Below are 1,384 nucleotides of genomic sequence, written 5' to 3' on the forward strand. Positions count from 1 at the left end.
CGCGAGACGGAATCGAACCGCCGACACATGGAGCTTCAATCCATTGCTCTACCAACTGAGCTACCGAGCCTTATTGCGGGAGCAGGATTTGAACCTACGACCTTCGGGTTATGAGCCCGACGAGCTACCGAGCTGCTCCATCCCGCGTTAATACTAAAGGAGGATGTGGGATTCGAACCCACGCACGCTTTTACACGCCTGACGGTTTTCAAGACCGTTCCCTTCAGCCGGACTTGGGTAATCCTCCATATTATTCAAATGGACCTTGTAGGACTTGAACCTACGACCACTCGGTTATGAGCCGAGAGCTCTAACCAGCTGAGCTAAAGGTCCAACAAGATCATCATAGCGGCGAAGGGGATCGAACCCCCGACCTCCCGGGTATGAACCGGACGCTCTAGCCAGCTGAGCTACACCGCCATCAATCGGGAAGACAGGATTCGAACCTGCGACACCTTGGTCCCAAACCAAGTACTCTACCAAGCTGAGCTACTTCCCGAGTTAAATAGAAAAATGCACCCTAGAGGAGTCGAACCTCTAACCGCCTGATTCGTAGTCAGGTACTCTATCCAGTTGAGCTAAGGGTGCTCATTATTGTATGCCGAGGACCGGAATCGAACCGGTACGATCGTTACCAATCGCAGGATTTTAAGTCCTGTGCGTCTGCCAGTTCCGCCACCCCGGCCTCTCAAAGCGAACGACGGGATTCGAACCCGCGACCCCCACCTTGGCAAGGTGGTGTTCTACCACTGAACTACGTTCGCACTACTACTTCTACATAAAAATGCCGGCTACATGACTTGAACACGCGACCCTCTGATTACAAATCAGATGCTCTACCAACTGAGCTAAGCCGGCTCATTTATTATTCCATAATGCGGGTTAAGGGACTTGAACCCCCACGCCGTTAAGCGCCAGATCCTAAATCTGGTGCGTCTGCCAATTCCGCCAAACCCGCATATATGACCCGTACTGGGCTCGAACCAGTGACCCATTGATTAAAAGTCAATTGCTCTACCAACTGAGCTAACGAGTCTAAAATAACTTGCGTTATCTTAAACGGTCCCGACGGGAATCGAACCCGCGATCTTCGCCGTGACAGGGCGACGTGATAACCGCTACACTACGGGACCTTTGGGAGTTAACGGGATCGAACCGCTGACCCTCTGCTTGTAAGGCAGATGCTCTCCCAGCTGAGCTAAACTCCCTAGAGCTAAGCGACTTCCATATCTCACAGGGGGCAACCCCCAACTACTTCCGGCGTTCTAGGGCTTAACTTCTGTGTTCGGCATGGGTACAGGTGTATCTCCTAGGCTATCGTCACTTAACTCTGAGTAATACCTACTCAAAATTGAATATCTATTCAAACCAAGAAAACCGCTCG

Annotated in this window: 13 tRNA genes and 1 rRNA gene; all 14 read right to left on the minus strand. The window is 51.5% G+C overall.

Annotation, left to right across the window (positions count from 1 at the left end):
* Positions 1–73: 73 nt before the first annotated feature.
* The 14 genes from D8837_RS09260 to rrf all read right to left on the minus strand — a co-directional run bounded on the left by D8837_RS09260 (position 74) and on the right by rrf (position 1,328).
* Positions 74–147: transfer RNA gene (locus D8837_RS09260), tRNA-Met, on the minus strand.
* 10 nt (positions 148–157) lie between these two features.
* Positions 158–247 (minus strand) — tRNA-Ser (locus D8837_RS09265).
* A 12-nt stretch (positions 248–259) separates the two neighbouring features.
* Positions 260–333: transfer RNA gene (locus tag D8837_RS09270), tRNA-Ile, on the minus strand.
* A gap of 13 nt (positions 334–346) precedes the next feature.
* Positions 347–420 (minus strand) — tRNA-Met (locus tag D8837_RS09275).
* A gap of 5 nt (positions 421–425) precedes the next feature.
* Positions 426–499 (minus strand) — tRNA-Pro (locus tag D8837_RS09280).
* Between the two features lie 15 nt (positions 500–514).
* Positions 515–588 (minus strand) — tRNA-Arg (locus D8837_RS09285).
* 11 nt (positions 589–599) lie between these two features.
* Positions 600–685 (minus strand) — tRNA-Leu (locus D8837_RS09290).
* A 7-nt stretch (positions 686–692) separates the two neighbouring features.
* A tRNA-Gly gene (locus D8837_RS09295) sits at positions 693–764 on the minus strand.
* A gap of 21 nt (positions 765–785) precedes the next feature.
* Positions 786–858, minus strand: a tRNA-Thr gene (locus D8837_RS09300).
* An 18-nt stretch (positions 859–876) separates the two neighbouring features.
* Positions 877–958: transfer RNA gene (locus D8837_RS09305), tRNA-Leu, on the minus strand.
* Between the two features lie 5 nt (positions 959–963).
* A tRNA-Lys gene (locus D8837_RS09310) sits at positions 964–1,036 on the minus strand.
* 24 nt (positions 1,037–1,060) lie between these two features.
* Positions 1,061–1,133 (minus strand) — tRNA-Asp (locus D8837_RS09315).
* A 2-nt stretch (positions 1,134–1,135) separates the two neighbouring features.
* A tRNA-Val gene (locus D8837_RS09320) sits at positions 1,136–1,208 on the minus strand.
* Between the two features lie 4 nt (positions 1,209–1,212).
* Positions 1,213–1,328, minus strand: a 5S ribosomal RNA gene (gene rrf / locus D8837_RS09325).
* Positions 1,329–1,384 lie beyond the last annotated feature (56 nt).

It is taken from the genome of Streptococcus mitis (assembly GCF_003942965.1).
Classification (GTDB): Bacteria; Bacillota; Bacilli; order Lactobacillales; family Streptococcaceae; genus Streptococcus; species Streptococcus mitis_BH.